The organism is Micromonospora sp. NPDC023888 (genome assembly GCF_040639415.1).
GTDB lineage: Bacteria > Actinomycetota > Actinomycetes > Mycobacteriales > Micromonosporaceae > Micromonospora.
The window spans coordinates 83064-109745 of record NZ_JBEZZW010000026.1 but is presented as its reverse complement, the minus strand read 5'-3'; the positions used below and the strand labels follow the sequence as shown (position 1 = coordinate 109745).

General features: G+C 73.3%; 21 protein-coding genes. 20 read left to right on the top strand and 1 reads right to left on the bottom strand.

Features of this window, described 5'->3' with window-relative positions; all coding sequences use genetic code 11:
• Nucleotides 1–139 precede the first annotated feature (139 nt).
• From AB0F61_RS22660 to AB0F61_RS22650, 3 genes are all read left to right on the top strand, one after another.
• Entirely contained in the window at nucleotides 140–952 is an 813-nt protein-coding gene (locus tag AB0F61_RS22660) for a sugar nucleotide-binding protein (protein ID WP_357812741.1), read from the top strand.
• 66 nt (nucleotides 953–1018) lie between these two features.
• Nucleotides 1019–1618 carry a helix-turn-helix domain-containing protein gene (locus AB0F61_RS22655; protein WP_357812722.1) on the top strand — a complete coding sequence of 200 codons (600 nt, stop codon included), beginning with the start codon at nucleotides 1019–1021 and terminating at the stop codon, nucleotides 1616–1618.
• Between the two features lie 114 nt (nucleotides 1619–1732).
• Nucleotides 1733–3019, top strand: coding sequence for an MFS transporter (locus AB0F61_RS22650; protein WP_357812720.1), 1287 nt, complete (start codon nucleotides 1733–1735; stop codon nucleotides 3017–3019).
• A gap of 21 nt (nucleotides 3020–3040) precedes the next feature.
• On the opposite strand, the gene AB0F61_RS22645 is transcribed toward AB0F61_RS22650, so the two are convergent.
• Nucleotides 3041–3781 (bottom strand): GNAT family N-acetyltransferase, encoded by a 741-nt coding sequence (locus AB0F61_RS22645; RefSeq protein ID WP_357812718.1) that lies wholly within the window; start codon nucleotides 3779–3781, stop codon nucleotides 3041–3043.
• A 141-nt stretch (nucleotides 3782–3922) separates the two neighbouring features.
• On the opposite strand from AB0F61_RS22645, the gene AB0F61_RS22640 reads away from it, so the two are divergent.
• The 17 genes from AB0F61_RS22640 to AB0F61_RS22560 all read left to right on the top strand — a co-directional run bounded on the left by AB0F61_RS22640 (nucleotide 3923) and on the right by AB0F61_RS22560 (nucleotide 26570).
• Nucleotides 3923–4135 (top strand): hypothetical protein, encoded by a 213-nt coding sequence (locus tag AB0F61_RS22640; RefSeq protein ID WP_357812716.1) that lies wholly within the window; start codon nucleotides 3923–3925, stop codon nucleotides 4133–4135.
• Nucleotides 4136–4209: 74 nt separating this feature from the next.
• Nucleotides 4210–5748 carry a replication-associated recombination protein A gene (locus AB0F61_RS22635; protein ID WP_357812714.1) on the top strand — a complete coding sequence of 513 codons (1539 nt, stop codon included), beginning with the start codon at nucleotides 4210–4212 and terminating at the stop codon, nucleotides 5746–5748.
• 2513 nt (nucleotides 5749–8261) lie between these two features.
• Complete coding sequence (locus AB0F61_RS22630; protein ID WP_357812739.1) at nucleotides 8262–8957, top strand: hypothetical protein; 696 nt, start codon at nucleotides 8262–8264, stop codon at nucleotides 8955–8957.
• 149 nt (nucleotides 8958–9106) lie between these two features.
• Nucleotides 9107–9571 (top strand): DUF948 domain-containing protein, encoded by a 465-nt coding sequence (locus AB0F61_RS22625; protein WP_238679808.1) that lies wholly within the window; start codon nucleotides 9107–9109, stop codon nucleotides 9569–9571.
• Between the two features lie 28 nt (nucleotides 9572–9599).
• Nucleotides 9600–9905: a hypothetical protein gene (locus AB0F61_RS22620; RefSeq protein WP_357812711.1), complete on the top strand. Its 306-nt coding sequence runs from the start codon at nucleotides 9600–9602 to the stop codon at nucleotides 9903–9905.
• Nucleotides 9902–12580 (top strand): alanine--tRNA ligase, encoded by a 2679-nt coding sequence (alaS, locus tag AB0F61_RS22615; RefSeq protein ID WP_357812709.1) that lies wholly within the window; start codon nucleotides 9902–9904, stop codon nucleotides 12578–12580. Before AB0F61_RS22620 ends, alaS begins: the two co-directional genes overlap by 4 nt.
• Nucleotides 12581–12652: 72 nt before the next feature.
• Nucleotides 12653–13111 (top strand): Holliday junction resolvase RuvX, encoded by a 459-nt coding sequence (gene ruvX / locus AB0F61_RS22610; protein ID WP_112677948.1) that lies wholly within the window; start codon nucleotides 12653–12655, stop codon nucleotides 13109–13111.
• Nucleotides 13112–14311: an endolytic transglycosylase MltG gene (mltG, locus tag AB0F61_RS22605; protein WP_357812707.1), complete on the top strand. Its 1200-nt coding sequence runs from the start codon at nucleotides 13112–13114 to the stop codon at nucleotides 14309–14311.
• Nucleotides 14312–14363: 52 nt separating this feature from the next.
• Nucleotides 14364–15203, top strand: a complete 840-nt coding sequence (locus tag AB0F61_RS22600) for a shikimate dehydrogenase (protein ID WP_357812705.1) — start codon at nucleotides 14364–14366, stop codon at nucleotides 15201–15203.
• Between the two features lie 101 nt (nucleotides 15204–15304).
• Entirely contained in the window at nucleotides 15305–17005 is a 1701-nt protein-coding gene (locus AB0F61_RS22595; RefSeq protein WP_357812703.1) for a glycosyl hydrolase, read from the top strand.
• 212 nt (nucleotides 17006–17217) lie between these two features.
• The gene (locus AB0F61_RS22590) at nucleotides 17218–19167 is read left to right on the top strand and encodes a hypothetical protein (protein WP_357812737.1); all 1950 of its coding nucleotides are present in this window, start codon (nucleotides 17218–17220) and stop codon (nucleotides 19165–19167) included.
• 131 nt (nucleotides 19168–19298) lie between these two features.
• Entirely contained in the window at nucleotides 19299–19814 is a 516-nt protein-coding gene (locus tag AB0F61_RS22585) for a DapH/DapD/GlmU-related protein (protein ID WP_357812701.1), read from the top strand.
• Nucleotides 19807–21405, top strand: a complete 1599-nt coding sequence (locus tag AB0F61_RS22580) for a lipopolysaccharide biosynthesis protein (RefSeq protein WP_357812699.1) — start codon at nucleotides 19807–19809, stop codon at nucleotides 21403–21405. Before AB0F61_RS22585 ends, AB0F61_RS22580 begins: the two co-directional genes overlap by 8 nt.
• A gap of 80 nt (nucleotides 21406–21485) precedes the next feature.
• A complete protein-coding gene (locus tag AB0F61_RS22575; protein WP_357812735.1) occupies nucleotides 21486–22775 on the top strand; it encodes an O-antigen ligase family protein in 1290 nt (429 codons plus the stop codon).
• Complete coding sequence (locus AB0F61_RS22570; RefSeq protein ID WP_357812697.1) at nucleotides 22772–24400, top strand: lipopolysaccharide biosynthesis protein; 1629 nt, start codon at nucleotides 22772–22774, stop codon at nucleotides 24398–24400. The genes AB0F61_RS22575 and AB0F61_RS22570 overlap by 4 nt, the downstream gene beginning before the upstream one ends.
• 8 nt (nucleotides 24401–24408) lie before the next feature.
• A complete protein-coding gene (locus AB0F61_RS22565; RefSeq protein ID WP_357812733.1) occupies nucleotides 24409–25311 on the top strand; it encodes a sulfotransferase domain-containing protein in 903 nt (300 codons plus the stop codon).
• On the top strand, nucleotides 25308–26570 hold the full coding sequence (locus AB0F61_RS22560; protein WP_357812694.1) for a hypothetical protein: 1263 nt from the start codon (nucleotides 25308–25310) through the stop codon (nucleotides 26568–26570). The genes AB0F61_RS22565 and AB0F61_RS22560 overlap by 4 nt, the downstream gene beginning before the upstream one ends.
• Nucleotides 26571–26682 lie beyond the last annotated feature (112 nt).

Sequence of the window (26682 nt, the reverse complement as noted above, 5' to 3'; positions counted from 1 at the left end):
CCCACCCACCCCCCCACCCACCCACCCACCCACCCACCCACCCACCCACCCACCCCGTTGATCATGAGGTTGACGGGCCTGCGCAACCGCGTATGGCTCGTTAACCTCATGATCGATCTGGGTGGGGGAGTGGGCTGTCGTGCGGGTGCTTGTTGTTGGGGGTAGTGGGTTTTTGGGGCGGGAGGTCTGTTCCCGGGGGGTTCGCGCCGGGATGTCGGTGGTGGGGACCTTCCACTCCGGTGAGCTCGCGGTGCCGGGTGTGCACGCGCGCCGGCTGGACGTGACCGACCGGGCCGCGGTGCGCGCGCTGGTCGCGCAGGTGCGGCCGGACGCCGTGGTCGGGACCCCTTATCGGTACGACGACTGGGCGGTCACCGCCGACGGTGCCGCGAACGTGGCGGTCGCCGCCGCCGAAACCGGTGCCCGACTGGTGCACGTGTCGAGTGACGCGCTGCACGCCGGCCGTCCCACGCCGTACGCCGACGACGACCCACCCACCCCGGTGCACGGGTACGGGGCCGCGAAGGCCGCGGCCGAGACCGCCGTGCGGGCGATCGACCCCGGTGCGGCTCTGGTGCGTACCTCGCTGATCCTGGGGGAGGGCAGCAAGCAGATCCAGCTCTGCCGGGACGCGCTCGCGGGCCGGGCCGTCCTGTTCAGCGACGAGCTGCGCTGCCCGATCGACGTCAGCGACCTGGCCGAGGCCGTGCTGGAGCTGGTCGCCTCCTCGTACGCCGGTCCGCTCAACGTCGCCGGCCCGGACGCCGTGAGCCGCGCCGAGCTGGGCCTGCTCGTCGCGGCGCGGTTCGGTCTGGACGCGGCCGGGCTCCGGACCACCGCCGGTGCCGCCGCCGGCCTGTCCCGCCCCCTCGACGTACGCCTCGACTCCGCCCGCGCCACCGGCCTGCTGCGGACGCGACTGCGGGGCGTACGCGAACTTCTCGCACCCTGAGAACGCTCGCACACTTCTTATGCATAAATCTTGTGCATAAGAAGTGTGCAGAGATAGTGTGCAGGCATGGAGAGTCCCGCACCCGGCAGGCCGGTCGAGCCGCGCCACGTCCATCTCGACGGCCGACAGGTCCGCGCGCTGGCCCACCCACTGCGGATGCGGCTCCTCGGTTCGTTGCGGGTCGACGGCCCGGCGACCGCTACCGCGCTGGCCGAGAAGTTGAGCACCAACACCGGCGCCACGAGTTACCACCTGCGCCAGCTCGCCGACGTCGGGCTGGTGACCGAGGACCCCGGCCGGGGCACCAGCCGGCAGCGATGGTGGCAGGCGGCACACGACATCAGTGACTTCGAGCCCACCGACTTCGACGACGACCCGGACGCCCGTGCCGCGGTGCAGTGGATCCAGGCCGACCAGGTGCGGGTGATGGCCGACCTGGCCGAGCGGTGGCTGGCCGTCGAGCACCACCACCCCCGGGCCTGGCGCGACGCGGCCGGCATGAGTGACCTGGTGGTGCCGCTCGACCCGACCCGACTGCGGGCCCTCAACGCCGAACTGTGGGCGGTGTTGATGCGCTACCGCGACGAGCCCGTCGCCGACAACGACGACGTCAAGCCGGTGCACCTGTTCCTGGCCGGCTTCCCACGGCTGGACGAGCGCTGGTGAGCGCGAGGAGTGAGCCGGGTCTGCGGGCCCCGCAGTCGCGAACCGAGGTGACGCCGTGAGCGCGAGGAGTGAGCCGGGTCTGCGGGCCCCGCAGTCGCGAACCGAGGTGACGCCGTGAGCGCGCTGACCGTACGCCAGGTCCGGTTCCGCTACCTCGCCCTCTACGGCCTGCGCTGGCTGCCCACCGGCCTGATCATCCCGGTGATGGTCCTGCTGATGCAGGAGCGCGGCCTGTCGCTGCCGCAGATCGGCCTGGCCTACACCGCGCAGGGGCTGCTGGTGCTCGCGCTGGAGCTGCCCACCGGCGGGTTGGCCGACGCCCTCGGCCGCCGACCCGTGTTGATCGTCGCCGGAGCGCTCAACCTCGTCTCGCTGTCGCTGTTCGCGATGGCCGACTCGTTCTGGCTGTTCTTCCTGGTCTTTGCGGTGCAGGGCGTCTACCGGGCGCTGGACAGCGGCCCGCTGGAGTCCTGGTACGTCGACGCCACCCTGGCCGCCGACCCGGACGCCGAGTACGAACGCGGCCTCGGGTACGCCGGCACCGTCAGCGGCGGCGCCATCGGCGCCGGCGCGCTCCTCAGCGGTGGCCTTGTCGCGCTGGGCCCGATCGGGTCGGTCAGCGCGCTCACCGTGCCCGTGCTTGCCGCGATCGTCGCGCAGGCGGTCGCGCTTGTCGCCCTGCTCGTCCTGCTCGTCGAGCAGCGACCGGCCACCGGCGTGGCGGCCATGCGAGCCTCGATGGTCCAGGCGCCCCGGATGATCGGCGAGGCCATCGGGCTGCTGCGGCGTTCCCGGGTGCTGCTGGCCCTGGTGGCGGTGGAGCTGTTCTGGGGCTTCGGCATGGTCACCTTCGAGTCGCTGCTGCCGGTCCGGCTCGCCGAGGTGATCGGCGACCCGGAACGGGCCGCCGCGCTGCTCGGGCCGGCCAGTTCGGCCGCCTGGCTCGCCTCGGCCGCCGGCGCGGCACTGACCCCGCTGCTGCTGCGCTGGTTCGGGGCGGCTCCGGGCGCGGCCCTGCTGCGCATCCTGCAGGGCGTCACGGTGGTCGGGATGGGGCTGTTCGCCGGGCCGGTCGGCGTGCTGGTGGCCTACCTGGCCTGCTACGCCGTGCACGGCGCGTCGAACCCGCTGCACAGTGGCCTGTTGCACAGGCAGGTCGACGGCCCGTACCGGACCAGCGTGCTCTCGCTGAACTCGATGATGTCGGCACCGGCCGCCGCCCTCGGCGGGGTGGTCCTGACCGCGATCGCCGCCGCCGCCAGCGTCAGCACCGCGATGGTGGTCGGCGCTGTGGTGCTGGCCGTCGCCGCGCCGCTCTACCTGCCCGCCTGGCTGGCCGGCCGCCGGCCCGCGACCCCCGTCGAGCCGCCCGCAGTGCCGGTGTCCGCCGCTGACCGCTGAGGAGGGGCCCCTCCCCAGCGGTCAGGCGAGCCGGATCGTGCTCAGTGGCAGGGTGTTGGTGAAGCCGAGCCGACGGTAGAGCCGCGCCGCACCGACGTTGTGCGTGTAGACGCCGAGCGCCACGGAGTCATGGCGCGCCAGCAGCGCCCGGGTCATCCCGGCGGTCAGGGACGCGCCCAGCCCGCGACCTCGGTGGTCGAGGGCGACGGTCAGGCCGGCGAGGAAACCGATGTCACAGTGGCTGCGGTCCGCGCCGCACGCCACCAGCCGGCCGCCGGCCCGGATGCCGTACCAGTCGACCACCCGCGGATCGCCCGGGCGGGAGGTGCTGCTGGGGAACGCCTCGTCGACAAGCGCCGCAAGCGCGGGCCAGTCGGCGTCGGTGAGGCGTTCCACCTGCTGTTCGGCCGGCTGCGCCGGCGGTGACGTGTCGGTCCAGTGGAAGTCCCAGTCGTTGTGCTCGGCCACCGTCAGCCGGTCGGCCAGCAGACCGCGATCGTGTCGCGGCAGGTGCAGCCGCTGTCCGGGCTGGAGTATCCCGTCGGCGGCGAGCGCGACACAGATCTCCAGCGCCGCCTCGGCCGGGCCGATCGCGCAGCCGGCCGGGCCGTGCTCGGGTGGGACCAGCCACAGCACGGCGCCATCGCGCCGGTACGCGCGCGCCGGTACGGCCCGTCCGAGCGCGTGCCGGGCGAACGGGTGATGGCCGACGGCGGCCAGGATGGCGCTCCGATCCTGGAGCACCCGGTCGTCGATGATCATGACGATCAGCCTAGGAGCCCGGGGTGCGACGGCCGACGCCAGGCCGTCGTGGCGTGGTCGCATCCACCGTGGAGATTGGCGAGCCGACCGATTGGGTACATCACGCGCCGACCTACTGGGAACCCCCACCGGAGGACCGACATGCTCGCCATTCTCGCCGCCATCGTCTTTGGCTTCGCCCTGCTGCTCGACCTGCTCGACACGGACTTCGGAGCACCCGACCTGTTCAACTGGAACACCCTCGTGCTCATCGGGTTGCTCCTGCTCTCGCTCTACCTGGCCGGCGTGGGCAACGGTCCGCGCGGCGGTGGCGGCGGTCGTTGGTACCGGGGCCGGCGTCCGGGTCGCGGCTGACCGGAACCGATCACCGGCGGCGGGCCCACGGCGCGATTCCGGCCTCGTGGGCCCGGCCCGGTACTGTCTTCGTGATGGAGTCCGACGCCCTCTTCTCCCTCGGTGAACCCGCCGGGTCGCGCAGCGCGCCCGACGGTCCCGCCGGTGTCGACGGCTTCACCGCGGTTGCCGACGATTCGCCCCTGCCCGTCCGGATGCGTCCGGTGACCCTCGACGAGTTGATCGGGCAGGATCACCTGCTCGCACCCGGTGCCCCACTGCGGCAACTGGTCTCCGGCGGCGCGCCGATGTCGGTGATCCTCTGGGGTCCCCCGGGCAGCGGCAAGACCACCATCGCGCACCTGGTGGCCGGGGCGACCGACCGCCGCTTCGTCGCCATGTCGGCGCTCTCCGCCGGCGTCAAGGACGTCCGGGCGGTGATCGAGACGGCCCGCCGCCAGCGCCGCGCGGGTGGCCCGCAGACCGTGCTCTTCATCGACGAGGTGCACCGGTTCAGCAAGACCCAACAGGATTCGCTGCTCGCCGCGGTGGAGGACCGCACCGTCACGTTGCTGGCGGCGACCACCGAAAATCCGTACTTCTCGATCATCTCGCCGCTGCTGTCGCGGTGCGTGCTGCTCACCCTGCAACCGCTTGACGACGAGGCGGTCCGGGGCCTGCTGCGCCGCGCGGTCGCCGACAAGCGCGGCCTGGACGGCGCGCTCACCCTGACCGCCGAGGCCGAGGACCACCTGGTCCGACTCGCCGCCGGTGACGTCCGTAAGGCGCTCACCGCACTGGAGGCGGCGGCGGCCTCCGCCACGGCGCTCGGCGGGGGGCGGATCGACCTCGCCACCGCCGAGCAGGCCGTCGACGTCGCGGCGGTGCGCTACGACCGTGACGGCGACGCCCACTACGACGTGGTCAGCGCCTTCATCAAGAGCATGCGCGGCTCGGACGTGGACGCCGCGGTGCACTGGCTGGCCCGGATGCTGGTCGCCGGAGAGGACGCCCGGTTCATCGCGCGTCGTCTGGTCATCTTCGCCAGCGAGGACGTGGGCATGGCCGACCCGGGCGCACTGAGCGTCGCCACCGCCGCCGCCCACGCCGTCGAGTACGTCGGGCTGCCCGAAGCGCAGCTCAACCTGGCCCAGGCGGTGATCCACCTGGCCACCGCCCCCAAGTCCAACTCGGCCACCACCGCCATCGGCGCCGCGATCGCCGACGTCCGGGCCGGCCGGGGTGGCCCGGTGCCGCGCGGGCTGCGCGACGCGCACTACGCCGGCGCCCGCGGCCTGGGCCACGGCACCGGTTACCGCTACCCGCACGACGACCAGCGCGGCGTGGTCACCCAGCAGTACGCCCCCGACGACCTGGTGGGCACCGACTACTACCAGCCCAGCCCGCACGGCGCGGAACGGTCGGTGGCCAGCCGGCTGCCGGTGCTGCGCCGGATCGTGCGTGGCCTGCCGGCCCCGGCCGCCCGTCCGGACACTCCGACAGCCGAGCCGCCGGTAACGACGCGGACCGCGTCCGCGCTTCCTGGTGAGAACGGCCGCCCGACGACGGGCACGGGCGCCCCCGGCACGACGCAGGACAGCGGCGCTGACGCCGCAGGAGAGGGTCAACAGTGAAATCCCGTGGTGGGGACCGCCCGGACGAGGGCCCGGACGAGCGGCGCGATCCTCGCGCCAAGACGCGCCGATGGGGCCGGGGCCGGGCGGCTGAGCCCGAGGCGGAGGAGCCGGTAGCCGGTGAGGAGTTCGGCTGGATCGACGACCTCCGCTCGGCCAAGCAGCAACGCGGCGAACTCGGTCCGGACGGCGCACCGGCGGAACCCCACCGCCCCCACGCGGGTCCGCCGGCTGAGCCGGCCGGGCCGCGCAGGGGTGCGCCGGCTGATCCCGCCGGGCCGCGCAGGGGTCCGCAGGCTGAGCCGGCCGGGCCGCGCACGGCTGCGCCGGTGGAGGCGGCCGGCGCGCGTGGGCCGGTGCCGCCGGAGGCCGCGGTGCCGCCCGCCCCGCGCCAGAGCGGCCCGGGTGGCGGTGCCGCCGCACGTCGACCGGTCGACAGCCCCTGGCCGGGGGACGTGCCGCCAGCGGGCCGCCGCCCGGACGACCGACCACCTGCCGCTGGCCCCAACCAGGGTCAGCCCGTGCGTCGCGGCGTGCAGCCAGCGCCCGGCGCGCGTGCCGCCGTACCGCCGGCACCCCCCGCCACCCGCCCGGTCGGCGGCGACCCGGCCAGCCCGCCGGTGCCTCGCGCCGCGCCCGACGCGCCCGGCGGCCCGGCCCGGCCGCGCCCGGCAACGGCTCCCCCCGGCCCACCCGTGGGCCCACCGACCCCGGGGGGCCCGACCGGGCGCCGTCCGGCTGCCGCCGTTCCGCCGGGCCGCCGTCCGGACGCCGCCGCAGCCGGCGGTCACCCGGACGCGATGCCGCCACTGCGCCGTCCGGACTCCGGCCCACCGGGTCGCCGACCTGGCCCCGAATCCGCCGAGCCCGGCCGCGCACTGCCGCCGGCCGAGGGGATGCCCGCTGGTCGACACGGCGGAGCGGCACCCGATCCGGCACGGGCCGGCGGAGCACCCGCCGCCTCCGGCCCGGGACGCCTGGACGGCGCTCCGGCCGGTGTCGCGCCACCGGCCGCTGACGGCCTGCGGCCCGACCCCGCCATCGACAGTGACCCGCGTACCGCGCGGCGTCGCCCCGGGGCGGTCGACCCGGGGGCACCGGAGCCCGCCGACCGTCGTCCCGCCGAGCGCTCACGTCCGGCCGCCGGCCGCCGCCGTGCCGCCGAATCCGACGAGCCCCCGGTGCCCCGCACGGGCAACGCCCCGCCGGTGCCCGAGGCCACCGGCGCGCACAGCGGTGCCACGCCCACCATCGGTCCGGCCGACGGCACCGGCCGCCGCCGCGCCGTCTCCGCTGAGCCGGAGCGACGTACGCCGGCCGGCGGCGAACCGCGGGTGGACCGCCCCGAACGGCCCGCCGACTGGCTGCGCCAGGCCGGCCGCCTGCCGCACACCGACCCCGGCCTGCCGGTCGTCAACCGCCGCGGCGGCACCCCGCCGGACGCGGGTCGCCGTCCCGCACCGGCCGGCGGTGCGGGTGACCTCGTCGACCACGCGTCCGGTCGCCTCGGCGTGCCCGACCCGGCCGCTGAGCGCACCGCCGCCCGCCGGCCCGCCGGCCCCCCGGCCGACCCCGGCGCGGACGCACCGACAGGTCGCCGTGCCGTCCGACCCGACGACCCGCGAACCACCGGAGAGCAGGCTCTGCCCCAGGCGCCGGCGACCGGCGACCGTCCCACCCGGAGCCGGGGCGCCGCGGCGCCCGTTGCGGACCCCACCGGCGGGCGGGCCCGTCCGGTGGGCGCGCCCGGCCCGGACCCGACACCCACGCCGGACCCGACCGGCCGCCGACGCCGGCCGCCGGCCGATCCCGGCCCGGACGGCCCGGGGCGACCCGGACCGGCGAACGACCGCGGCGACGACCGTTACGCCACTGGTCGACCCACGCCGGGCGCCGGTCCCGCCGCACCCGAGCCCGGGGCTGGCCCCGCACCGGCGCGCGGCGCCGCCCGCTCCGCCCCACCCGGCCGGGCGCGACCCGTTCCGGGTGGCGCACCGGTGCCGGGCGGGGGACGCCGGGGCGCCGACGGCCCACCCCGCCCCGCCCCGGGCACCGAGGCGGCCCCGCGGGACGCCGCCCGTCCGGACAATCCGGCTCGGGCGGCCGTCGCACCAGGTGGGGACGGCCCGGTTCGGGCCGCCGCCACAGCGGGTGTGGACGGCCCGCCGCGGACGCGTCCGGATGGTCCGGCCCGGGCCGCCGTCCGCCCACCCGGAGCTGCGCAACCGCCCCTCTCCGACGATCGGACGCACGGTGAACCGGGTGCTGCCGGTCCCGGGTCCCCGGCGCGTGGTGGCGTCCCGGCCGGCCGACCCGGCCCCGCCGACCGTGCCGCGGGCCGTGCCCTGCCGCCGCACCGGGAGCCCGGCCGCGCGGACCCGAGCGGCGTCGCCCCGGTGCCACCACCCGGCCGCTCCGGCGAGCCCGTCGGGGTGGCCCGTGCCGCCGCGGCCGTTCCGGTCCCGGCCGTTCCGGTGGACCGGCCGGCGGCCGAGCCCGCCGGCGGGCCCGCGCTGCGCTCTGCCGGCCAGGACACGCCCGACGACGATGCCGCGCCGGGTGCCCGCTCCGAGTTGCGCCGGCAGTTGCGGGAACGCCGTCGCCTCCGGGCGGCGGTGCTGGTGCTGGTCAGCGTCGTGCTGCTCGGTGCGGTGCCGCTCTTCTTCGGGATCCGGACGCTGAGCCGTGACCCGGTCTTCGACAACCTGGATCAACTCAACGTGCCCGGCTGGGCCGCCGCGAAGACCGTCGACGACGTCAGCGGCAGCCGCTGGTGCCTGCTCGACTGCCGGCTGCGGGAGCGCACTGTCACCTCGGAGAAGCCGCCGCAGGACACGGCGCAGGTCTACGAGGACGCCCTGCGCCAGGACGGCTGGCGGCCGTGGAAGGTGAGCCGCTGCCCGGAGCAGAAGACGAAGGGCAGCTACACCTGCTGGCGTCGCGACGAGTTGACCCTCGACCTGTGGGTACGCGAGCCGACCTGCGTGCCGCCGCCGGTCGACGGTGAGCCGGCCGTCGTGCCGTCCGGCGACCCGTCGGCCGCTGCGACCGAGTGCACCGGCTCGTTGGTGTCGGTGAAGGTACGCAACGCGATCGACGACGAGCGGACCAGGCCGCAGCCGACCACCGACCCGTCACTGACCGGAGAGGATCCGTTCCCGACGGTCAGCGGGGATCCGCTGGGTGAGCTGACACCCTCACCGTCCTGAGCCGGTCTCCATCACGGACGGTAGGGTCTGGGGCTGGCGGGCTCACCCGCTACCGGTGACCGCCGACGCCGTGGCGGCTGCCACGGCTACCACGGTCGTGCGTTCCGGGGACGTCGGGTCCTGCGGAACTCTGCTTGAGGAGGACAGGCGTGGGCGACATTGGAGCGATCGCGGCGCTGATCGCGGCAAGCGCGTTCGCGGTGCTGGTGCTCATCCTGACGCTGCCCATCCTGCGGCTGCGGCACACGGTGGACGCCACCACCCGGATGATCAACGACCTCAACGATCGGACCGGCCCGCTGCTCGGTGACGTCAACACCACTGTGAAGAACGTCAACACCGCCCTGGAGCAGGTGCAGACCTCGCTCGACGGTGTGAACCTCCAGTTGGCGAAGGTCGACACCATGACCAGCCACGCGCAGAACGTCACCGCCAACGTCGCCAACCTGGCCACCGTGGTCTCGGCCGCGGCCGCTAACCCGCTGGTCAAGGTGGCCGCGTTCGGTTACGGCGTGCGCAAGGCCGCCGCCGGCCGCCGGCACGCCGAGACCGAGCGCGAGGTACGCGACACCATCAAGCAGCAGCGACGGGCCGCGCGACGCGGCAACAGCTGACCGGCCGGCGACCAGGAGGTAGCGGGACATGAGGCGCTTGTTCTGGCTCGGCATCGGGGTGGCCGTCGGTGTGATCGTGGTCCGCAAGGCGACCCGGACCGCGCAGGCGTACACGCCGGCGGGCATCGCCAGCTCGCTGACGGAATCCGCTGGCGGGCTCGTCGAGTCGCTGCGTAGTTTCGTGGAGGACGTCCGGGTCGGGATGGCCGAACGCGAGCAGGAGATCCACCAGGCGTTCGCCCAGGGCGAGGCGTTCGACGATCAATTCGCCGACCTGCGGGAAGACCCGCGCATCGGCGATCGAGACATCTTTCCGGAGGAACACCAGCGATGAAGACGGCGGAGATCAAGCGGCGGTACCTCGCGCACTTCGAGGCGAATGGCCACACCGTGGTGCCGTCCGCTCCGCTGCCCGCCATCAGCGACCCGAACCTGCTGTTCGTCAACGCCGGCATGGTGCAGTTCGTGCCGTACTTCCTCGGTCAGCAGACTCCCGCGTACCAGCGGGCGGTGAGCGTGCAGAAGTGCCTGCGTACGCCGGACATCGACGAGGTCGGCAAGACCAGCCGGCACGGCACGTTCTTCCAGATGAACGGCAACTTCTCCTTCGGTGACTACTTCAAGGCCGGCGCGATCCCGCTGGCCTGGGAGTTGTCCACGAAGCCGATCGCCGAGGGTGGTTACGGGCTGGATCCCGAGCGGATCTGGCCGACGATCTACCTCGACGACGACGAGGCGTACGAGATCTGGCGGTCGGTGGGTGTGCCGGCCGAGCGGATCGTCCGCCGGGGCAAGGCGGACAACTTCTGGTCGATGGGCATTCCCGGGCCGTGTGGTCCGTCGTCGGAACTCTTCTACGACCGGGGCCCGGAGTACGGCCGGGAGGGCGGGCCGGCGGTCGACGAGGACCGGTACATGGAGTACTGGAACCTCGTCTTCATGCAGTTCGAGCGGGGTCCGGGCACCACCAAGGAGGACTACCCGATCCTGGGTGACCTGCCGGCGAAGAACATCGACACCGGCATGGGCCTGGAGCGGATGGCCTCGATCCTGCAGGGCGTCGACAACCTCTACGAGATCGACGAGGTCCGGCCGATCCTCGCGCGGGCGGCGGAGCTGACCGGTAAGCGGTACGGCGCGCACTCCGGGCACGTGGCCAGCGAGTCGCACCCGGACGACGTCCGGCTGCGGGTGATCGCCGACCACGTGCGGACGGCGCTGATGCTGATCGGCGACGGCGTGACCCCGAGCAACGAGGGGCGTGGCTACGTGCTGCGCCGGATCATGCGCCGGGCGATCCGGTCGATCCGGCTGCTCGGCTGGCAGGATCGCGCGCTGCCCGAGCTGCTGCCGGTTGCCCGGGACTGCATGGCCCCGTCGTACCCGGAGCTGGCGACCGACTTCGACCGGATCGCGGACTACGCGTACGCGGAGGAGGAGGCGTTCCTCTCCACCCTGCGGGCCGGCACCACGATCCTGGACACCGCGATCGCCGAGACCCGCACGGCTGGTGGCTCCGCGCTGTCCGGGGCGAAGGCGTTCCAGTTGCACGACACGTACGGCTTCCCGATCGACCTGACCCTGGAGATCGCCGCGGAGCAGGGCCTCACGGTGGACGACGAGGGCTTCCGCAGGCTGATGGCCGACCAGCGCACCCGGGCGAAGGCGGACGCGCAGGCCCGTAAGACCGGGCACACCGACCTGTCGGCGTACCGGTCGGTGCTGGACGCGGGTGGCCCGGTGACGTTCACCGGGTACAGCGAGGTGTCCCGCGAGTCGACGGTGCGGGCGCTGCTCGGCGCCGACGGCCCGCGGCAGGCGGCGACCGAGGGCGACACCATCGAGCTGGTGCTCGACACGACCCCGTTCTACGCCGAGGGCGGCGGCCAGCAGCCCGACCAGGGCATGATCACGGTGGGCGGCGGGCAGGTCGAGGTCCTCGACGTGCAGCAGCCGGTCCCCGGTCTGATCGTGCACCGGGCCCGGGTGATCCGGGGTGAGGTACGCGCCGGTGAGGCCGGCTTCGCCGAGATCGACACGACTCGGCGGCGGGCGATCTCCCGATCGCACACGGCCACGCACCTGGTGCACCAGACCATGCGCAACTTCCTCGGTGAGTCGGCCACGCAGGCGGGTTCGCTGAACGCGCCCGGTCGGCTCCGGTTCGACTTCAACACCCCGACCGGGGTGTCGCCGAGCGTCCTGCGGGACGTGGAGCAGCAGGTCAACGAGGTGCTGCTGGCCGACCTGGAGGTGCACGCCTTCATCACCTCGCTGGACGAGGCGCGGCGGATCGGCGCGATGGCGCTCTTCGGCGAGAAGTACGGCGAGGAGGTGCGGGTCGTCGAGGTGGGCGACTACGCCCGGGAGCTCTGCGGCGGCACGCACGTGGCCCGCTCGGCCCAGCTCGGCCTCGTGAAGATCCTCTCCGAGTCGTCGATCGGTTCCGGCGTCCGCCGGGTCGAGGCGCTCGTCGGCATGGACGCCTTCGGTTTCCTGGCCAAGGAGCACCTGCTGGTGTCCCGGCTGGCCGAGCTGTACCGGGTGCCCAACGACCAGGTCGCCGACCGGGTGGAGCAGACCGTCACCCAGCTCCGGGACGCGGAGAAGGAGCTGGAGAAGCTGCGCGCCCAGTTGGTGCTGGGCGGGGCGTCGGCGCTCGCGGCGCAGGCCAAGGATGTGCGCGGGGTGGCGTACGTGGGCACCGAGGCGCCGGAGGGCGCGGCCGGCAACGACGTGCGGACCCTGGCCCAGGAGATTCGCGGCAAGATCGACGCGGCGCGGCCGGCGGTGGTCGCGGTGGCGGCCCGGTCCAACGGCAAGGCGTCCCTGGTGGTGGCGGTCAACGCGGCCGCGCGCGGTCGGGGCCTGGCCGCCTCGGATCTGGTGAAGGCCGCGTTCTCCGGGCGTGGCGGCGGCAGCCCCGACCTCGCCCAGGGCGGTGGCCTGCCCGCGGCCGAGGCGCCGAACCTGCTGCTCACCGTCGAGAAGGCGATCACCGAGGCGTGACAGATCATCACTGTGAGTCAGGGCGGGCCATGTGGTCCGCCCTGGTTCGTACCCGGTCGGTGGTGACCGTCGGTGGCTGAGTTGACGCGCGGCGTGCGGATCGGCGTGGATGTCGGTCAGGTGCGGGTGGGTGTGTCCCGCTCGGACCCGGACGGGATCCTGGCTACGCCGCTGGTCACCCTGGCTCGGGATCTCACGGCGGCCCCGGACGCGGTGCCGAGCGATCTCGCCGAGCTGGCCGCGCTGGTGGCCGAGCACGAGGCCGTCGGGGTTGTCGTCGGCCTTCCGGTCAATCTCGCCGGTAAGCACGGCCCGGCGGCTGTCCACGTGAAGGCGTACGCTGACCGACTGGTCGATGTGATAGCGCCCGTCCCGGTAACGCTCACTGACGAGAGGATGTCGACGGTGGTCGCCTCTCGTAGGCTTGCCGAACGTGGCGTCCGAGGTAAACGTCAACGTGCGGTTGTCGATCAGGCGGCCGCAGTGGAGATCCTGCAGAGCTGGCTGGACGCGCAGCGGAGGCGGACGTAAATGATCGACGATCTGGACCTTGGGTTCGACGAGGCGGAGCGGGGGGAGAAGGGCCGGCACCGGCGCAGCTTCCGCAAGCGCAACGGCGGGTCCGGCGGCGGCCGGGGCAAGACGTTCCTGGCGCTGCTGATGGCCCTGGTCCTGTTGGGCGTGATCGGCGGCGGCGCGTACTACGGCTTCGACCGCGTCCAGAGCTACTTCGTCACCCCCGACTACGACGGCGCCGGCTCCGGCGAGGTCACCGTCGACATCAAGAACGGCGCGCTGATCGCCGACATGGCCGACGCCCTCGTCGCGGCCGACGTGGTGAAGAGCCAGAAGGCGTTCATCGAGGCGGCCGAGGCCAACTCGCGCAGCAAGAACATCCAGCCGGGCACGTACAAGCTGCGCAAGCAGATGAGCGGCGAGAACGCCGTCACCGCGATGCTCGACCTGAAGAACAAGATCGTCAACGGGTTGACGATCCCCGAGGGTCGCACCAGCCTGAACATCTACAAGCTGCTCTCCGACAAGACCAAGATCCCGGTGAAGGATTTCCAGACCGCCGCGAAGGATCCGAAGGCGCTCGGCATTCCGGACTGGTGGTTCACGCGCGAGGACGGCAAGAAGGTCGTCAAGTCCGTGGAGGGCTTCCTCTACCCGGACACGTACGAGATCCCGCCGAAGGCCACCGCGCAGAGCATCCTCAAGCTGATGGTGAACCGCTTCCTCTCGGTGACGGGGGAGATGAAGTTCGCTGACACGGTGCAGAAGGAACGCCAGGGCATCAGCCCGTACGAGGCGTTGATCGTGGCCTCGCTGGCGCAGGCCGAGGCGGGCAACAAGGACGACCTGGGCAAGGTCGCCCGAGTGGCCTACAACCGGGCGTACGGCGACTTCCCCTGCAACTGCCTGGAGATGGACGTCACTGTCAACTACTACCTGGAGTCGATCGGCCGCCCGACCAAGTCGTCCAAGCAGATGACCGAGGCCGAGCTGAACGACTCGAGGAACCCGTACAACCGCAAACTGCCCGGCATGATCCCCACCCCGATCAACAACCCCGGCAAGGAAGCCCTGGAAGGGGCGATGGACCCACCGCCGGGCAAGTGGCTCTTCTTCGTGGCTGTCGACAAGCAGGGTCACTCCGAGTTCGCCGAGACTCCCGAGCAGCACGAACGGAACAAGGACAAGGCTCGGGCGGCCGGCATCATCGACTGACGGCATCCCATCCGACCCACCCGGGAGGGCAGGGCAGTGACGACAACCGGCGGTGGCCGTGTCGACCCGTAGGGCCGCGGTGCTCGGCAAGCCGATCGCGCACTCCCTCTCCCCGGTGATCCACAACGCGGGGTACGTCGCTGCCGGGTTGACCGGGTGGTCGTACACCCGGATCGAGTGCGCGGCCGCGGAGCTGCCGGATCTGGTCGCCGGCCTGGGCCCGGAGTGGGCCGGTCTGTCGGTGACCATGCCGGGCAAGGAGGCGGCGCTCGCCGTGGCCGACGCCGCGTCGCCGGTCGCCGTCGCCGTCGGTGCGGCCAACACGTTGGTACGCCGTCCCGACGGCTCCTGGTACGCGGACAACACCGACGTCGCCGGCATGGTGCGGGTGCTCACCGACGCCGGAGTGGTCGCCGGTGCCGCCGTGACGGTGCTCGGCGCCGGTGGCACGGCCCGCGCCGCGCTGGCCGCCGCCGCACGGTTGGCCTGCTCCTCGGTCACGGTGGTGGCCCGTCGGGCGGCTGCGGTCGACGAACTGCGGCCGGTGGCGGACGCGCTGGGCGTCGTGCTGATCCCCGCCGACTGGGCCGCCGCGCACCAGCATCTCGCTGCCGCCGACGTGGCCGTCTCCACCGTGCCGAAGGGGGTCGCCGACCCGTTGGCCGACGCGGTGGCCTGGCGGTCGGGGGCGGTGTTCTTCGACGCGCTCTACGACCCGTGGCCCACGCCGCTGGCCGCCTCCGCCGTCGCGGCCGGCGTGCGGGTGGTGTCCGGTCTGGACCTTCTGCTGGCCCAGGCGGTGGGGCAGTTCGAGCAGTTCACCGGCGTGGCCGCGCCGGTCGAGGCGATGCGGAACGCGGTGCGACAGGCGGCCGGAGGCGGCCTCCCTTAGCTGACGGTTAAGACGCGCTTACGGGAAACTGTCCTTCCCGCGATGTGTCCTGGTCGTGGATACGCTGCTCACCGTTACGGACGCAGACACAGGGAGTTTCCTTGACCAGGCACGGACTGCACCGCATCACCCGGTTCCGCTCCGCACCCCGGCGCAAGGCGATCGCCATCGGCGTGGTCGGCGGATCCGTGGTGGCCGGCATCGTGGCGACCATGATGCCGCTGTTGGCGAGCGACGACCTGTCGATCCGGGCGGCGGCCGACACCACCGCGACCGCGGTCTCGCAGGACGGCGACAACGCGGCCAAGGCGACGCTTGCCACCTGCTCGACGCGTTGCGACGGCAATCCGCGCGGTGGCCGCGAGGCGGTCATCGAATTCGCGGTGACCACCGTGCCCGCCAACGCGGTGAACGTCCGGGCGACGCTGCGGGTGCACGCCTGGCAGCAGTTCGCCGCCACGGTGACGGCGCACGCCTCGCCGCTGAGCGCCCGCGAGGCGCGGCCGACCCCGGCGCCGGCCGGTCCCGCGCTGGACAGCGTGACTGGTGTGTCCAAGGGCTTCAACGAGTGGGACATCTCCAAGCTGGTCACCGGCAACGGCACCTGGACCGTCGGGCTGGCCCAGACCGGTCTGGAGAGCCGGATCTACTGGGCGTCGGTCGAGAACCGCAACCCGGACCTGCGTCCCAGCCTGGTGATCAGCTACGACATCGGCACCCGTCCGTCGTCGGTGCCGACCACCCGGTCCGCACCGCCGCCGAGTGCCGCGCCGACCACCGCCGCGCCGAAGCCGTCGGCCACCATCGCGCCGAGCCGGACCGCGACACCGAGTCCGAGCGGCACCCTCCCGGGCGGCAAGTGTGGGTCCGTGTCGGACAAGCTCGTCCCGTCCTGCGGGGCCTGGTGGGGCATGTACTCACCGGCCGGGGCAGGCGGCGGCTGGGACCACGGCAAGGCCGTCACCGACGTGGAGGCCCAGGTCGGGCGCAAGTTCGACATCGTGCACCGCTACCACGACTTCTCCAACGCCGGCAGCAACGGCGCCTTCCCGGACGAGTACGAGCAGCAGCAGATGCGCGAGGGCCGGTTGATGTTCTTCGCCTGGGAGTCCCGTGACTTCTCCGCCGGCACCACCCTGAAGTGGTCGGAGATCTACAGTGGCCGGCAGGACGCGACGATCGACGCGGTCGCGGGCCGCATCCGCGCGGCCGGTGTGCCGGTGTTCATGGGCTTCGACCACGAGCCGGAGGACGAGCCGGCCAAGGGTGGCGACGCCGACTTCGTCCGCGCCTGGCGCTACGTCTACGAGCGGTTCGCCAAGGCCGGCGCGACGAACGCGGTCTGGGTCTGGACGATGATGGGCTGGTCCGGGCACTACTCCCGGTACGCCGGCCTGTACCCCGGTGACCGTTACGTCGACTGGGTGGGCTACGACCCGTACAACTTCCACGTCTGCAACGGCAGCACGGTGTGGAAGAGCCCGAGCACGACTGTCGGCGGTTTCTACGACTGGTTGGACGCCAACGGCGTCGGCGCCGGCAAACCCCGGATGCTCGCCGAGTTCGGCACCAACTTCAACTCCGCCGACCTGGGCGCCAAGCAGCGCTGGTTCCAGGATTTCCCGGCAGCGCTGAAAGCGCACCCGAAGATCAAGGCCGCCATCTACTTCAACTCGCCCGGCATGACCAGCCGGACGGAGACCTGCGACATGACGATGAACCACGACGCCTCGGCCGTGGCCGGCTTCACGAAGGCCGGGCAGGATCCGTACCTGCGGCAGCCCACCGGGGGGAGCCGCTGACGACCGTCACTGCTCACTGACAGGACGCCGGGCACCGGAGGTCGGACATCCGACCCTCCGGCGTTCTGTCGGCTAGCAGATTCATGCACCGCCCAATCGGCGGATTCAATTGACCAAGCTGGGCGAGGCACGCTACCTCGGGTTCTCATCCACCTTGGAGGCGCAGCGTGCCTAAACTCTCGCACTTGTGGCGTTTGGCAGGACGACGTCGGATCGCAGCGGGGGTGGTCGCGTCGGCGATCGTCGCCGCGGTTCTGGGCGTGCCCACCACCGCGTCGGCGGCGGTGGTCCCGGTCCCGGAGACGGCGACCCTGGTGTCGGCCAATCCAGCCGACGTGACGCCGCACGCCCGAGACGGTGAGACCCGCGCCTTCGCGCAGGTGGGCAACACGGTCTTCGTCGGCGGCAGCTTCACCCAGCTCCGGCAGACCGCCGGCTCCGCGTGGGTCACCCAGCGCTACCTCTTCGCGTACGACCGGCTCACCGGCACCATGTCCACCACCTTCCTGCCGGTGCTCGACGGCGCGGTCAACACGCTCGTCGCCGGTCCCGGCGGCACGCTGATCGTCGGCGGCACCTTCAAGAACGTCAACGGGGTCTCCCGGAAGAACCTGGTCGCGCTCGACCCGGCCACCGGCGCGATCATCGACGGCTGGGTCGGGCGCTCCGACGGCGGCACGGTCCGTGACCTGGCGCTGCACGGCAACTGGCTGTACGTGGCCGGCGCGTTCAACTGGCTCAACGGCACCGCGCACGTCGGTCTCGGCCGGCTCAACGCGAGCACCGGCGCGATCGACCCCAGCTTCGTCGTCGACGCCACAGTGGGACGGCACGGCACCACGTCGTACGTCTGGACGCTCGACGTCGCACCGGACGGCAACACGCTCGTCGTCGGCGGCAACTTCACGCTGGTCAACGGCCTGGCGCGCAACCAGATCGCGCTTGTGGACGTCTCCGCGACGCCCACGCTGCTCGACTGGAGCACCGAGAAGTACTCCTCGCCCTGCGCGTCGCCGACGACCTTCGTGCACTACGTGCAGGACGTGAAGTTCGGTGAGGACGGTAGCTGGTTCGTCGTCGGCAGCAACGGTGGCGGCGGCTGGCCGACCGCGTACTGCGACGTCCTGGTCCGCTTCGAGACCGCCGCGCGCGGCAGCGGTCTGGTCGCCACCTGGGCCGACTTCACGGGCAACGACACCATCACCTCCGTCGAGGTGGCGGACAACGTGATCTATCTGGGCGGGCACTTCCGCTGGATGAACAACCCGAACGCCAGCGACGTCGCCGGCCCGGGCGCGGTCGACCGGCTCGGCATCGCCGCTGTCACCCCGGCCACCGGGATGCCGGTGAACTGGAATCCGCGCCGCAGCGGCAGCGCGTCGATGCCCGCGGGCACCAGTAGTTGGGGTTCGGCGGTGCCGGTGCTCTGGCGCGGCTCGGACGGCCTCTACTTCGGGCACAACTCCGACGGCATGGGCGAGGAGTACCACGGCCGGCTCGGCATGTTCCCGCTCGCCGGCGGGCGTACCTTCGCCCCGATGAACCCGCCCTCGGCCACCACCGGCAACCTTTACCTGAACACCGCCCCGGGCACGCTGGCGAAGGTGCCGTTCGACGGCACCGCGCTGGGCGCCGCGACCACTGTCAGCCAGCCCGCCTACGCGGCGGCCGGCGCGACGTGGCGGGTGAACGACCGGATCTACTGGTCGCACACGGTGGCCGGCACGCCCACCGGCAGCCGGATCGACGTCTCACTGTTCAACGGCGGTGCGATCGGCTCGCCGTGGGAGGCGTCCGGCTACAACGACTGGTACAACCCGGCGGTGCTGACCGGCGCCTTCTTCCTCGACGGCCGGCTCTACTACACCCGCACCGGGGCAAACAGTCTCTACTACCGCTACTTCGAGATCGACGGCAACTATCTCGGCGCCACCGAGTTCACCCTGCCGACCACGGGCGTGACCTGGTCCGCAGTGCGTGGCATGGCCTGGGTGGGCGGTCGGATCGTCTACGGTGGCACCGACGGCGCCCTGCGCAGTGCGCCGTTCGACCCGACGGCCGCGTCGAACATGGCGGTCGATGGCACCACGGCGACAGTCATCAGCACCGCGACGCCCGAGTTGTCCTGGTCCACCCCGTCGACGTTCTTCTCCGTCCAGTAATGGTCAACCGTTCGTAACGGAGCGTCGGTAGATTGTTCACGTTGGGTCGGCGGCGGGCAGCACCGCCGCCGACCCCGTGACGTGGGGGAGGCTCGTTGCTCGGCGGCGCTGGCATCCATACGAGACGCGCGGTGCGTCTGGTCTTCGCGGTCAAACGCCTGTGGTACCGGCTCCGCTACCGGCGGCTGACGCTCGGCCGGGACGTGGAGATCCGTGGCCGGATCCGGCTGCGCCGGGGCGTGCGGGTGACCATCGGCGACCGCACCCGGATCAACAAGCTGGTCCGCTTCGCGGGCCCCGGTGAGGTACGCGTCGGCGCCGACTGTCTGCTCAACGCCACCTGGATCGGCACCTGGACGTCGGTCACCGTGGGGGACCGGTGCCTCCTGTCGGATTGTGAACTGCTCGACAACGACTTCCACAACCTGCCGCCCGCGCAACGGCACGCACCGCCCGGCCCGGCCACCCGTGCCCCGATCGTCCTTGAGGACAACGTGTGGGTGGGCGCGCACGCCCTGGTGTTGAAGGGCGTCCGGGTCGGCCGGGACAGCGTCGTGGGCGCGGCGACGGTGGTCCGCACGGACGTCCCACCCGGCGTCGTGGTCGTCGGCAATCCTCAACAGACGGTGAAGAAGTTCCATGACTGATGCGACTTCCGGCTCCTGGACCACTGACGGCCCGTCCTCCGCGACCCCCGGCGCGGTGACACTCACCGACCTGTTGCGGGTGCCGATGCACCGGTTGCGGCTGGTGGGCGTGGCGGCCCTGGTCGGTCTGCTCGCCGCGCTCGGTTACGTGCTGCTGGTGCCGGCGGCGGTGACCGCGAACGCCGTGGTGGCGGTCCGGCCGGTGGTGACCGACGCGTTCACCCCCAGCGGGGCGGGTGCCGACCGGGCGGTCAACATGAACGTGGAGAGCGGCATCGCCACCGGCACCGAGGTGGTGCAGCGGCTCGCCACCGCGGCCGGCGGGCACCCCCGTGACATCCGCGGCGCGCTCGAGGTCGAGGTGCCCACCGGTGGGCAGATCCTGCGCTTCACCTACCAGGCGCGCGAGGCACACCGGGCGGTGCAGGGGGCCAACCTGGCCGCCCAGACCTACCTGGACGTGCGACGCACCATGTTCGAGCAGCAGCGCGCCGAGATGCTGCGCTCCTACGACGCCAGCATCACCAAGGTCGCCGCCCAGCAGGCCGCGCTGCAGAAGCGGGCCGCCGCCACCAAGGACCCAGCCGCCGGCAACGCGGTGGTCGCCGAGTTGGCCGGGATCAACAACCAGCTCACCCAGCTCAACTCCGCGCGTACCGAGATCGCGGCGGTCGACGTCAACCCCGGCTGGGTGACCCAGACCGCCGAGAAGTCGCTTGTCACCTCCGCCGGGCACCGGCCGCTCTACCTGGTCGCCGGCCTGCTCGGCGGCGCGCTGATCGGCATCGTGCTCGCCTACGCCTGGGAGTCGGCCGACCGGAGGGTCCGCTCGGTCGCCGACGGCCGCGACGCCACCGGCCTGCCGCTGCTCGGCACCGTGCGCCGCCCGCCGTTGCGGGGCAGCCCCCGGGCGGTCGACGCCGACGTCCGGTACGTGGCGATGGCGGTCGCCGAGCGGGTCCGTCAGCCCGCCCGGGTGGCGCTTGTCAGCGCCCGGGAGGACGCTACCGCGCTCACCGCCGGGCTCGCGGTGGCGCTCGCCGCCGGCGGCCGCGACGTCTTCGTCGCCGACGACAGCGGGCGCACCGAACGACTGCGCGCCACCGTGCTCGCCGACCGGGGGCGGCTGCCCGTCGATCCGTCCCGGCCGCCGCTGGTGCCCAAGCCCCGCCCCGCCGGCAGCCCTCCCGCCGCCGCTGCCGCAGACGCCACGGCCCCCCGCCGACCCTCCCCGCATCCGCCCGGCGCCCGCCCGTCCACCGATGCGGACGCCACGCTGACGCTTCCCCGGGTGTCGTCCGCCCGCCCGGAGAACGGCCGCGTCGTCGACCCGGACGAGGTGAGCGTCGGTGTGGGCAGCGTCCGGTTCGGCACCTGGCGACAGGGCGCGGACCACGGCCTGGTGCTGTTCAACGCCCCGCCCGCCGAGTCCGACGAGCGTGGTGTCGCCGTCGCCCGGCAGGGCAACGCGGTGGTGGTCGTGGAGCGGGACCGCACCCGGCAGAGCGACCTGCGACGCCTGGTGGAGCGGCTGCGCGCCGCCGGGGTCACCCCGCTGGGCTTCGTGCTCACCCGCAACGGCCGGGCCTGAGGGTGTCGATCACCCGCGCCCCGGCGACCGACCCGCCGCCGGGAGGCGCTCCCGCCGGCGTCGCCCCGGCGTCGCCGCCGCTGCCGCCCCGGCTGCCGCTGTGGCCCCTGTCGCTGATGTTCGGCCTGGTGCCGCTCTGGTGGCTGTTCGGTGCGTTCTACCTCGGCTGGCCGCTGCTGGGGGCGTTGCTGTTCGCGTTGCTGCTCACCCGGGGTCGGGTGCCACTGCCGCCGGCGGCCGGGATCTGGCTGCTGTTCCTCGCCATCGTGGTGGTCAGCGCCACCCGGTTGGCATCGCCCGCCTCGCTGCTGACGTTCGCCCTGCGCCTGGCGTTCTACCTGACCGCGCTTGTGGTCGGCGTCTACGTCTACGTCGCCGCCCGGGAACGCGCGAGCCTGGTGGCGGTGCTCGGCCCGCTCTGCGCGTTCTGGTTCGGGCTGGTGGCGCTCGGCTGGCTCGGGGTGCTGGTGCCCCGGCTGGCCATCACCACCCCGATGGAGGTGCTGCTGCCCGGCGGGGTGGCCGGCACCCCCTTCATCCAGGACATGGTGCACCTGACCACCGCGGAATACAGCACCCGGTCACTGAACCCGATCTACCGGCCGGCGGCGCCGTTCGCGTACACGAACAACTACGGCAGCGCGTACGCCATGACGCTGCCCTGCGTGGTGGCCTACGCGATGCTGCGCCGGCGAGGGGTCCTGCGCTGGGCGCTCCTCGTGTCGTTGCCGCTGTCGCTCGCTCCGGCGTTCCTCACCCTCAACCGGGCGATGTTCCTCAGCCTCGGCGCCGGGCTGGCGGTGCTCGGGGTGCGGGCCAGCCTGCGCGGCAACATCCGGGTGGCCGCGTCCATCGTGGGGGTGGTGGTGATCGGCGCGTTGGCCACGCTGTTCATCCCGATCACCGAACTGATCAGCAACCGGGTCGATTCCAGCGACACCAACACCGACCGGCTCTCGCTCTACACCGAGGTGATCCGCCGGGTGCAGGAGTCACCGTGGTTGGGCTACGGAGCGCCGGTGAACGTCGACACCGTGTCGGCAGACGCGCCGATCGGCACCCAGGGGCAGCTCTGGATGGTGCTGTTCAGTCACGGCGTACCGGCGCTCGTCTGTTTCCTCGCCTGGTTCGTCGCCGCCGCGGTGATCTGCGCGCGGGCGACGTCGGCGGCCGGGCAGTGGCTGTCGGTGGTGCCGGTGGTCTGCCTGGTGCAGGTCCCGTTCTACGGCATGGCGAACCAGAATCTGGCTGTCGCGTTCTTCGCTGTTGGTTTCGCGATGGCGCTCACCGAACGGGAACGGCGGACCGGGCCGCCCCGGACGGCCGGGTGGCAGCGGCCCGCCGCGCCGGACGCGGCGGTGCCGGCATGACCGCCGCGACCCGACCGCCGACCGGCCCGGAGCACCCGACGGCGACGCCCGCCGCCGCGGACCAGCCGGCCGCCGTCGCGGACGCGGGCTCGGCCGAGACCCGACGCAGCGCGCGCAGCGGCGTGGCCGGGCTGCTCGGCGCGGCCACCAGCGGGCTGTTCGGCTTCGTGCTGGCCGTGGTGATCACCCGGGGGTACGGCACGGCCGGCTCGGGCGCGTTCTTCGCGGCGATCGGGGTGGTCACCGTGGCCACCGCGATCTGCACGCTCGGCGCGGAGACCGGTCTGATGTGGTCGCTGCCCCGGCGCAGCGCCGGCGCGCGCGGGGACGCGGCCCGGGTGCTCCCGGTGGCGCTGATCCCGCCGCTGCTGGCCGGGCTCCTGGTCGCCGGTGTCGGCGTGCTGGCCGCCGACGCGCTCGCGCCCCGGCTGCTGCGGGGCTCCGGCGCGAGCGGCCACGCGCTGCTCACCGTCACGTTCGCCGCGGTGCCGGTGGTGGTCGCGATGACCCTCCTGCTGGCCGCGTTGCGGTGCGTGCGGTCCATCCGGGCGTACGTCGGGGTGCAGTTCCTGCTGCTGCCGGTTGCCCGGCCGGCGCTGGTCGGTGCCGCCGCGCTGGCCGGCGGAGGACTGGTGGCCGGCATGACCGGCTGGTTGGTGCCGGCGGCGCTGGCGCTGCTTGTCTGCCTCACCCTCGTGGCCGGCCCGCTCGGGCTGGGTCGGGGCGCGGCGCTGCGACCCGACCGCGGCGACTGGTCGACGTTCTGGCGTTTCGCGCTGCCCCGGGCCGCGTCGGCTGCCATCGACGCGGGCAGCATGTGGGTGGGTGTGCTGCTCACCTCCGTGCTGGCCGGGCCGACGGACGCCGGCGTGTTCGGCGCGGTCGGCCGGTACGTGCTGGCCGGCCAGCTCGCCATGCAGGGGTTGCGGGTGGCGGTGTCACCGCAGTTGTCCCGGCTGCTCGGGCGCGGCGAGCGGGCCGCGGCGGCGGCCGTGCACCGGCAGTTGACCATCTGGGGGCTGGTGCTGTCCTGGCCGGTGTACCTGCTGCTGGCGGTCTTCGCGCTGGCCTTCCTGCGGCTGTTCGGGCCGGAGTTCACCGCCGGTGTGCCGGCGATGACCGTGCTGGCGCTGGCGATGCTCGTCAACACCGGGGTGGGCAACGTGCAGAGCCTGCTGCTGATGGGTGGGCGCAGCGGGCTGCACCTGGTGGCCACCGTGGCCGGGTTGACGGTGACCGTCTCGCTGGGCCTCTGGCTGATCCCCCGTTACGGCGCGACGGGAGCGGCGGTGGCGTGGGCCGCCGGCATCGCCACCGAGAACCTCACCGCGGCCGGGTTCGCCCGGTCGGTGGTCCGGGAGCCGCTGTTCGACGGCAAGACGGTGCGTGCCGCGGCGGCCACGGCGGCCGCGGTGGGCCTGGCGGCCGGCGCCGGTGTGATGGTGGGCGGGCGGGGGCTGCCCGGCCTGGCGGTGGCGTTGGTGGTGCTGCTGGCCGGCTGCGTCGGCATGTTGACGTTGCCCCGGGTGCGCGCCGGCGTCCGGGAGACCATGAGGCAGGTCCGGGGACGGGACAACGGGGCCGCGGCCGCCGACCCCGGCCCGGTATCGACGAGAGGCAGGTGAGGTCCGTCGTGGCGTCCATCCGTGACCGGGTCAAGCAGTTGGTCCCGACCCAGGTGACCGTCCGGGTGAAGGAGTCCCTCGTGGACTACGGGGTCCGCACGAGTGACCGGCGGCCCCTGCCGGACTTCCTGATCATCGGCACGAAACGGGGCGGCACCACCTCCCTGTGGAACTACCTCATCCAGCACCCGCTCGTGCCCCGGCTCTTCCCGGCGTGGAACACCAAGTCGGCGCACTACTTCGAGGAGCACTGGGGGCGCGGTGAGGCGTGGTACCGCTCGCACTTCCCGACCCAACGCCACCGCGACGCCCTGTCGAAGCGGCACGGCGGGCCGGTGCGGGTCGGCGAGGCCGCGCCGCTGTACATGTTCCACCCGCTCGCCGCGCAGCGGGTCGCCGCGCTGCTGCCGGAGGTGAAGCTGATCGTGCTCCTGCGCGACCCGGTGGAGCGGGCGTACTCGCACTGGAAGGAGCGCCGCACGCACGGCATCGAGCCGTTGGACTTCGCCGCCGCGCTGGCCGCCGAGCCGGAGCGGACGGCGGGGGAGCGGGAGCGGCTGATCGCCGAGCCGGAGTCGTTCAGCGAGGCGTACGACTGGTACACGTACCGGGCGCGGGGTCGCTACCTGGAGCACCTGGAGCCGTGGTTGGCGCTCTTCGACAGGCGGCAGATCCTCTTCCTGCCCAGCGAGGACCTCTACCGCGACTCCCGGGCGACCTACCAACGCACCCTCGACTTCCTGGGGCTGCCGGCGTACGACCTGCCCGACTTCAAGGTCTACAACGACAGGCGCTCGGCCCCGCTGGAGCCCGCGGTGCGCGCCGAGCTGACCGACTACTACCGGCCGTACAACGACGCGTTGCGCGAGCGGCTCGGGCTGGACCTCGACTGGGCGGACCGGCCGGCGTGACGACGCGGGTGGGCCCGGCCACCGATCCGCGGGCCCGGGTGGATGGTCTGGGCTGGGTGAGCCGTGCGGTCTTCCCGGACGAGCGGGTCACCCTGACCGTGGGCGGCGCCGCGCCGGCCGGTCAGCGGGCGGTGGCCCGGTACGCGGTGGTGCCGTCGGTCGCCCGGGCCCGGTTCCTGGTGCCGTTGGGCGCGCCCCGGGCCGGGGCGGCGTCGCTGTGGGCGTACAACGCCCTGCGACCACCGAAGGTGCGCGCGCTGCGGGCGGTCCTCGGCGGGCTGGCCCGCCTCGGTGCGGTGGGGCTCGCGCCCTTTCCGACGCTCACCGTCTCGGTGCCCGCCGGGGCGGCCGGGGAGGAGGTGTTGTTGACCGAGCGGCTCGCGGCCGAGTTGGGCGGCACGCCGCTGCTTGCCGCGTGCGGGGTCCGACCACCCGACCCGAACGGCAAGCCCACCCTGCAACTCTTCACCGCCGACGGTCGTCCGCGCGGCTACGCGAAGATCGGCTGGAACGACGCGACCCGCGCGTTGGTCACCGCCGAGGCGGCGGCGCTGCGGGCACTGCGGGCGGTGACCGGTGTCGCCGACCACCCGACGCCGCCGCGGCTGCTCACCGAGACGGCGTGGGCGGGCCAGGTGGTCGCGGTGATCGAGCCACTGCCACCGGCGGTACGCGGGGTGCCGGTCGACGACCCGCCGCGGATCGCGGCGCTGCTCGCGGTCGCCCGGCGTGGGAGCCCGCCGGATCCGCTCCGCACACTGGCCGGGTCGACCTTCCTGACCCGCCTGGAGAAGCAGGCCGACCGGGCCGCGGCGGCCGAGGCGACCGGTGCGCGGGCGGTCGCCGCGGTCGCCGCGCTGGCCCGCCGGCACGGCGACACGAGCGTCGAGTTCGGCCACTGGCACGGTGACTGGGTGCCCTGGAACCTGGGCTGGCACGACGGCCGGTTGGTCGCCTGGGACTGGGAGCACAGCGGAGCGGACGTACCGGTCGGCTTCGACCTGGCGCACGACGCGTTCCAGCGGGCCCTGGTGCTGCGGGGCGAGTCGGCCGCCGTCGCCGCGTCGGCCGTCGACGCGTACCTGGACCGGCACGGCGACCGACTCGGCCTCGACGCGCCGCGGCGCCGGCTCGTCGCCGACGCGTACCTAATGGAGATGTGGTTGCGGACCTGGCGGCTGGCCGACGCGGGCGCGGGCTGGAACACCGCGCTGCATCCCGCTCTCTTGGATGTCATCGAGAAAAGACATAGCGGCTGATCCGGAGGAATCGCGGCGTCCGGGTGCGCCACAGAGTGACGACAAAATCGCAGGTGGTGATGACGATCGATAGACCCTCGGGCGTTCGACGCGCCCGAGCGACGGAGGCAGA

Coding starts and splice junctions, on each gene's coding strand:
- AB0F61_RS22580 (WP_357812699.1), top strand. CDS start 19,807: ATGACTGATGCGACTTCCGGCTCCTGGACCACTGACGGCCCGTCCTCC.
- AB0F61_RS22635 (WP_357812714.1), top strand. CDS start 4,210: ATGGAGTCCGACGCCCTCTTCTCCCTCGGTGAACCCGCCGGGTCGCGC.
- AB0F61_RS22645 (WP_357812718.1), bottom strand. CDS start 3,781: ATGATCATCGACGACCGGGTGCTCCAGGATCGGAGCGCCATCCTGGCC.
- AB0F61_RS22640 (WP_357812716.1), top strand. CDS start 3,923: ATGCTCGCCATTCTCGCCGCCATCGTCTTTGGCTTCGCCCTGCTGCTC.
- AB0F61_RS22620 (WP_357812711.1), top strand. CDS start 9,600: ATGAGGCGCTTGTTCTGGCTCGGCATCGGGGTGGCCGTCGGTGTGATC.
- AB0F61_RS22655 (WP_357812722.1), top strand. CDS start 1,019: ATGGAGAGTCCCGCACCCGGCAGGCCGGTCGAGCCGCGCCACGTCCAT.
- alaS (WP_357812709.1), top strand. CDS start 9,902: ATGAAGACGGCGGAGATCAAGCGGCGGTACCTCGCGCACTTCGAGGCG.
- mltG (WP_357812707.1), top strand. CDS start 13,112: ATGATCGACGATCTGGACCTTGGGTTCGACGAGGCGGAGCGGGGGGAG.
- AB0F61_RS22570 (WP_357812697.1), top strand. CDS start 22,772: ATGACCGCCGCGACCCGACCGCCGACCGGCCCGGAGCACCCGACGGCG.